General features: G+C 42.5%; 5 protein-coding genes. 1 reads left to right on the top strand and 4 read right to left on the bottom strand.

Going from position 1 to position 7,642, the window contains the following annotated elements; genetic code table 11:
* Positions 1-60 precede the first annotated feature (60 nt).
* Complete coding sequence (gene metE / locus AC4IE7_RS11885; RefSeq protein WP_490777062.1) at positions 61-2,358, top strand: 5-methyltetrahydropteroyltriglutamate--homocysteine S-methyltransferase; 2,298 nt, start codon at positions 61-63, stop codon at positions 2,356-2,358.
* Positions 2,359-2,761: 403 nt separating this feature from the next.
* Here metE and AC4IE7_RS11890 read toward each other — a convergent pair whose 3' ends face one another.
* From AC4IE7_RS11890 to AC4IE7_RS11905, 4 genes are all read right to left on the bottom strand, one after another.
* Positions 2,762-3,817, bottom strand: coding sequence for a hypothetical protein (locus AC4IE7_RS11890; RefSeq protein WP_490777063.1), 1,056 nt, complete (start codon positions 3,815-3,817; stop codon positions 2,762-2,764).
* A 163-nt stretch (positions 3,818-3,980) separates the two neighbouring features.
* Positions 3,981-4,283, bottom strand: a complete 303-nt coding sequence (locus AC4IE7_RS11895; RefSeq protein ID WP_490777064.1) for a hypothetical protein — start codon at positions 4,281-4,283, stop codon at positions 3,981-3,983.
* Positions 4,264-6,288: a hypothetical protein gene (locus tag AC4IE7_RS11900; RefSeq protein ID WP_490777065.1), complete on the bottom strand. Its 2,025-nt coding sequence runs from the start codon at positions 6,286-6,288 to the stop codon at positions 4,264-4,266. Before AC4IE7_RS11900 ends, AC4IE7_RS11895 begins: the two co-directional genes overlap by 20 nt.
* Positions 6,289-6,618: 330 nt before the next feature.
* Positions 6,619-7,642: hypothetical protein (locus tag AC4IE7_RS11905; RefSeq protein ID WP_490777066.1), on the bottom strand; the 1,024-nt coding region annotated here is incomplete at its 5' end.

The following is a 7,642-nucleotide window of genomic DNA, read 5'->3' on the forward strand; positions in this document are numbered from 1 at the left end:
TTCATAGTTTGCAGATCTAAAATCTCTCACCTTAAACTCATTGGAAAAAGGTTAGGGATCATGGCAACTACTCACAATCTGGGACTCCCCCGCATCGGCGACAAGCGACAACTCAAATTCAGCCTGGAGGCCTACTGGAAAGGGGATATTGGCGCTGATGAGCTGGCATTCACTGCTCAGCAGATCCGTGCTGAAAACCAGCGGCTACAAAAACAGCTGCAGTGGCGTAGTGTCGGGGACTTCTCGCTCTATGACCACATCCTCGATACCAGCGTTATGCTGGGAAATCTGCCTCCCCGATTCAGGCAGGAGGAGTCACTCACCCCACTGGATTGCTACTTCCAGGCAGCCAGAGGTCGCTCCACAGATGAGAGCACCCCCCTGTCAGCAGTTGAAATGACCAAATGGTTCGATACCAACTACCACTATCTGGTACCCGAATTCAGTCGAGAAACTCGTTTCGAACTGAATAGCGACAATCTATTGCAGCAGATCAAAGAGGTGGAAGGGAGCAACATCAAACCGGTTATTATCGGCCCAGTCACCTATCTGTGGCTTGGTAAATCAAAAGATGGTAGTGATCCTCTCGACCTGCTTGAGCAGATTATGCCTGTTTATGAACAACTCCTGACACAGTTGTCGCAAGCGGGTATCGAATGGCTTCAGATCGATGAACCCATCCTGGTGACCGAACTGGATCAAGCCTGGCGACACGCTTTAAGAAAAAGCTACTATCGATTGCAGAGCCAACCAATAAAACTGTTATTGGCCACCTACTTCGGCAGCTTGAAAGAGAACCTGCAACTGGCTTGTGAACTTCCTGTAGAAGGCCTGCATATCGATACCACCAGAGCCAGGGAAGAGGTTGAAAAGGTCATCGACTGGCTACCAAAACATAAGATAGTCTCACTGGGGATAATCGACGGCCGCAACATATGGAAGAGCAACCTCAACGCACTGCTTGATTGGCTCGAACCTATTCATCAACGTCTCTCTGAAAGACTCTGGCTGGCACCCTCCTGTTCATTGCTACACGTACCTGTAGATCTCGACAGCGAAACAGATCTTGATGCCGGGATAAAATCCTGGTTGAGTTTTGCCGTGCAGAAACTGTTTGAGCTGGAGGTTCTCGCAACTGCACTCAACGAAGGACGGGAAGCCGTTGCTCATACTCTTGATGACAATATCAAAACCCTAAAGGCACGGGCCAGCTCACAGCAGGTCTTCCACCCTGAAGTACACCAGAGAGTCGCTCAAATTACTGATGTGATGGGCCAGCGTCACCATGAGTTTGCCATTCGGCAACAAAAGCAGAAACAGAGACTCAATCTACCCATCTTTCCAACCACCACCATCGGCTCGTTTCCTCAGACGAAGGAGATTCGTCAGCTCAGGCAAGATTTCAGGGTGGGCAAACTATCCCAGGATAAATATCGTGCCGCGATGGAGCAGGAGATCGCCCACTGCATACGACAACAGGAGAATATAGGTCTGGATGTATTGGTCCATGGCGAGGCGGAACGCAACGACATGGTGGAATATTTTGCAGAATTTCTATCAGGTTTCGCCTTCACCAGGTTTGGCTGGGTTCAATCCTATGGATCACGCTGCGTGAAACCACCGATTATCTTCGGAGATGTGAAACGACTTGGAGATATCACACTAAACTGGATAGGATTCGCACAATCTCTGACCGATAAACCTGTGAAAGGAATGTTAACTGGCCCGGTCACTATATTGAACTGGTCCTTTGTACGAGACGACCAGCCCCTTGCCGTTACCTGCAACCAGATAGCCCTTGCACTGCGAGATGAAGTTTTGTCTTTGGAAGAGGCGGGAGTCGGGATTATACAGATCGATGAAGCAGCATTCAGGGAAGGGCTTCCTCTTAGACAAAGTGAATGGCAGGGATACCTCGACTGGTCGTTAAAAGCCTTCCGCTTAACTGCAAATGGCGTCAAAGATGAGACACAGATTCATACTCATATGTGCTATTCCGAGTTTAATGACATCATAGGATCCATTGCAGAAATGGACGCGGATGTAATCACTATTGAAACATCACGCTCTGATATGGAGCTTCTGGAAGTCTTTGAAACCTATGAATACCCAAACGAAATAGGACCAGGTGTCTACGACATACACAGCCCGAATATTCCCACCACGGAAAGTATTCTCAAATTGATGCGACTGGCACAGCAGCGGATACCCGCAGAAAGAGTTTGGATAAACCCGGATTGCGGTCTGAAAACCCGTCAATGGCAGGAAGTTATCCCTGCCCTGGAAAATATGCAGCAAGCTGCGCGAATCTTACGTGAAGAGTTTACTGTAGGAGACAGACAGGTCTTGGCTAAGTAAAGACATTATTTTTGTAGCAATTCCTTGCTGTAGGCTCAGTTCACTTGAATTTCTCAATAGATGATAAAAAAGCACTACACCTTAGGAAAAAAGGCTGAAAATAATCAAATGTTTGATATACCCCCTTCTCCTGTCAAGGGAGGGGGGTTAGTTATATCCCATAGAAAATAGATACGTGCTCTGATGACACTACCAGTGAGCGATCTTTGCGGAGATTCCGGATGCTCGAACGTAGAGATACATGATTAATGAAAGTGGACACCTGGAGTCAGTTTCAACAATGACCCCAACCGGCCATTAGCGGACATCTAAGATAATACATTTATGGATATATTATGATATGGTCATTACTGGGATAATTTTCGGCATAGCATTATTTTGATTCGGATTGAAGTTTAAATTCTCATTCATACTTCAGTTCTCCAAATAGCCCAATCATCAAATCATCTTCTAGTATCTCATATGGAAGATCTACGTACTCTTTCGGGTGTCTCGGTTTGGCTTTGCCATCATGTGGAGCATTTTTCGTATGCCCTTGAACAAACTCTCCGTTTTCTTTTACGTAGGGCAATACAACGATACGCCCATGATTTTTAGATAGAATAGTTCCTGATTTCCAAAGTGTGTTTCCTGATTTTTCAGCATTAGAATAACTTACTTCTTTTACTATCCAGCCAACGTTGTCATTCTCCTCAAACCAAAAAACAAACCCTGACGCTACTACAACTTTTTTCCCTTGCTGTTCAGCTTCCGTTAACATTCGTTTAACGCTAGCTAGCTGAAGAAGTTGATTTGCTCTAGGGAGTAAAATATTTCGAATCTTAGATTTTGTTTTTCCCCAATGATCTGCTCCATCTAAACCGAATGCGGCAGCTATTTTTTCTCGATGGAAATACTTGGCTGTTTTTTTAGTATGCTTTGCTCTAGTCGACCAATCATGTTCATTTTGTCTCAACAAACTAACCCCATGCCTTGGGAATCTTACAAAATTTACATATGGAGTCTCTTTCAATATTTCCATTAATGGATCTAGAAGGTTTTCGCAATTATCTGGCAAGACAATATCGTGCGCCGAAGGGCGAGGAGTCTCTATATATCTACGGATAGCTTCTGATAGCATAAGCTGCTCTTCGCCAAACAATCGGCTTTGTCTGGTTACCTCTTTTTCAATTTTTAGAAGTAAAGATTCACTATGACCGATAGGTGAATTAGGACTGGCGTGTTTATCTGAAATCTCATTATTCTTTTTTACGGCAGTCTCTACTGCTAATTTATAAGATCCATAAACATCAGCCTTTATGTGGCCGCCATCAACTTCAAGGTAGCCTTCGTACCATTTCAACGAGCCATTTCCGTAAAGTTTTAATTCGTGCATTTGCCATAGGCAGCCTTCGTACCATGGCTGAGGCCATACAGCTAAAGTCGGTAGCGAATACCCTGGCATTTGTTCTAACTTCATAGTTTACGTCCCATTGCCTCCGCATGTTCTTTAGACCTTTTACGAATAACCTCACAATATTTTTTTGTCTGTTTCAATTAATGTCCTTTCGATACTTTACTGTTATAAAATCTACGTTCGGCCAAAAACGGACGCTGAGCAAATTCAAAAATTTGACTCTGCCTTATTCTTCGAATACTTGATATTTCTGAAGAGCAGCAAGATATGTACGCTCGCTCTCATCAACAAATTTGTTCTTGTCATCTGCTAAATTGCTAAATTTTTCACATACACTCTTATATATAATTTGTTGCGCTTGGTTTTTAATGAGTTTCTCATCGAATGCATCCATTGTTACTTCCTTCTCTATAAAAGCGTCAAGCAAGCACATCAAGCTTTCTTTATCTATTTGGTCAATCGGTTTCCATTCCGTTGATTTTTCACAGTAGAAATATCCGTTATTATTTTTAATCTCTAAGATTTTCATAGCCCGCTTTCCTTTCTTGATATGCTGTTTCACCAGCTTCTAGACATCCCATAGTTACCTCAAGTGTGCTTATTGAACCTCCATCTGAAGATAAAAGCACTTTGCTTGAAGGAAAGCCTGAGTAAACCTTATAGCTGATACCCTCGGGAGAAGCTATCTTCTTTGCATAAAGCAAATAATCTGGTTTTATTGATGCACCAACCGTACTGTTATGTGTCACCACAACAACAGGCATCGTCTTTGAAATATCCTTGATTAGCTGATTAACTTCGCTCTTTAAAAACAGATTATCAAAAGAAGATTCTGGCTCATCAATTAACAGCATGTCATATTTCTGGGCGTCTTGTATTTCTTGTAGCAAATTGAACTCCGATCTTTCTCCACCGGAAACCTCAAAACCATCTTCGTTCAAAATTTTATATTCTATTTCAACGAAATACTTGTAATAATCTGCTTCCTCAATACCATCTATATCCTTGAGTTCTTCAAGAAAATGATACGGCTCACCATATCTAGCAAAAGCTTCGCTGAACGCTCTTTTAGTCTTGCTCGTTCTCTGTAGCGCCCCAGCACTATCAAAAGACTTAGCCCTTGCCACAATTTCAAAACCTTGGATGTTTTTCATCTGAATAATTTTATCCTTGCGGGCAGCTCTCACTACACGCTCAAATTGATCAACCTTATATTTGTTAAGAGCCACATTATATAGATCGACATCTTCTACTATAGTACTTGCTGTTCGTGTCCTGAGCTTCTGTTTAACATCCGACACCAGCTCGTTTACCCAGCTTTTCTTTAATCGATCAAACTCTCGCTTTGAATACTCTAGCATTAACTCAACGATCAATTTCTTTAGCGAATCTATGGATACATGTTTTTCGACAATCTCTCTAAATTCCATGTTTTCAATAAGATTTTCAGTCGAAGCAATTAAGTCTTTCAAACCCTTTTGACTAGATAGCGAGTACTTTTCTTCACTAAATAGCTTCGATTTTGAAAAGGTATCATGTCGTTCTGACTCCTTCGCGAACTTCAATAAGGATTCAACATAATCACCTATGTAACGTGCATCTACATCCAGATTAATCTCGACGACATCATTGACTACACCTTGCAATTCGTCCAGATATTCACGAGTAAGCAAACTGTGCTTGTCACTCAAGAGCCTGTTGAACTTTCGCTCATCATCCTTCTCATTTCTCTCAACCAGTGAAAACTGCTTTATATAACGTGTATATTCAAATTCTTTATTTATTCTGTCCAAGGTAAAGGATTTGCCAGATGATCGTTCTCCTAAAACAACGTTTAAACCGGAAATCAACTTTGGACCATCATCAAAAGCTTCAAAAAGACTTCCTGTTTCATCTGCCGAAAGAGCCACTTTATCCTTGTCACTCAGACAAGTTTTTAATGATGAAAAGCTGACATCACCGCAATTCAGATATGTTTGCCTCACAGGAATAGAATTTAGGTTTGCGGACATCCTGCTATCACTGAAATATACGGGAACCAATTTTTTGTCGTCCTTTTTGCAATACATAAACTTTTTAGGGCTCTGCACTTCTCCGGCAGTAATATTAGCGGCCAATTTCTCGATGGTTTCTTGGGGCACAGGTGGATGTTTATCGTAGTGCGGGATAAGAATATAAGGGGTTAAATCTGGAAATATTTCACTCAAAGTATCAACATCAATACAATCTGTAGATGTCGGATTTTCCTGGGTTACTTTTTTGCATTTTGAAGTAAAATCATCCAAATTAGCTCCATCAGAGATTAATAAAAGATGTCCCTTATCTAAATCAATTTCAATTCCTGGGTAAACAGCTATATCCAACTCTGCTGCTATTTCATCGAACTGTGTCCGATCAAAGACGTTGTGATTTGTAATTGCAATCGCATCAAGCTTTGCGAAAGAAACGTATTTCTTCAGGGTATCGAGAGAATATTCAAAATGAGCATCACTGGGAGTAACAATTGTATGCATATGAAAGTCAATTTTGATCATTTGTTTTCCCACTTTTTCTATCTGTCGGCATCAAAATACGTGGCATTACGCTCTTGCTCTCAATGTCCGCTTCGGGTCGTGATCGGCCCATTGCACCGCACAACACGCAGGTATTAGCGTTCTCAGCTTTTCATACCATATATAGTTCATTCTTTCACTATTGCCCAGCTGGGCTCATTGCTGAAGCTAACTCCAGGCGTCCGCTATCATTAATCATGAATCTCTACGCTCGAGCATCCGTAACGTCCGCAAAGACCGTTCACTGGTATGGCGGCCAGTGAAGTAGAGGCAGGTTTATGGGTCTTCGGTGATACCCATAACAATTCAACTTTAATCTCGATTAGTTGTTCGAGTTAATTCAATGGTCTCACCAATATGGCTCGACTGAAGCTCACCGGACATAGCCGCGAACCCAATAACCGGCACGCCACTCCAACTATGATTAACATCCTGACCCAACCAGCCACGTGACTCGATTAGCGCTTTTATGCTTGGGTTTGTGTCGTAGTTGTAAATATATTCAAGATAACCAAGAAACCCATAGCTTAACCAGCCAGCCTCAAACCCATAATTCAGACGATAAAACTGCCTGGTCGTAACTGCTGTATCAAATAGTGAAAGCTGTGATTGTGATGCTTCATAGCGATAAAAATAATTCACATTAACACTTCGATTATTCATAAACACAGCGGGATACAATTCATCATTTGGAGTAACCCCATCAAACACATCAATCTCCATTAACTCCATATTGCCTTCATAATCATAATAATTAATATTCATACTTACAGCAGATTTACCTAATCCATAGGGATGACTATTCGTTATAAAACCTGCATTTCCACAAAACTCACCTTCTTCAGTATGCGGATAGTCCTGGACTGTGGCATTCAGTGAAACAAGGCTTACAGCTTGCCCGTCATCAATACCATCGTCTAAATCACCAATACAGGCTGACTGATTTGAATCACGCTGATTGGTTAGGGTTCCTCCGTTATAGATGCCATGTTTTTGCATTGGGAAGGTCATAACAACAGCAGTTGAACCGTTGATATTCTCCTCGATAAAGTAGGGCGCTGAGACTGAGTCAACACTTAGAATTGCAGCAATAGGCAGGGGATTTGAACCCATCGGCACTGACGGTTTAGGCGAGATATCCTGCAGCGCACCGGTGTCGTACTCAGTCAGCGGCATGGTATCCCCCTTCATAGCCACCCCGACAGCATAGGTGATATAGGCCTCACGAACATCACCCGATGCCAATGACGGCAGACGATAGTGCACTGGATCATCAGGGAGGTAGTGTTGGGCTACAGTGGTATAGCGATCGATATGGGTAGCCTCCTGCACAAAG

The organism is Candidatus Thiodiazotropha sp. AKAK3 (assembly GCF_058244645.1).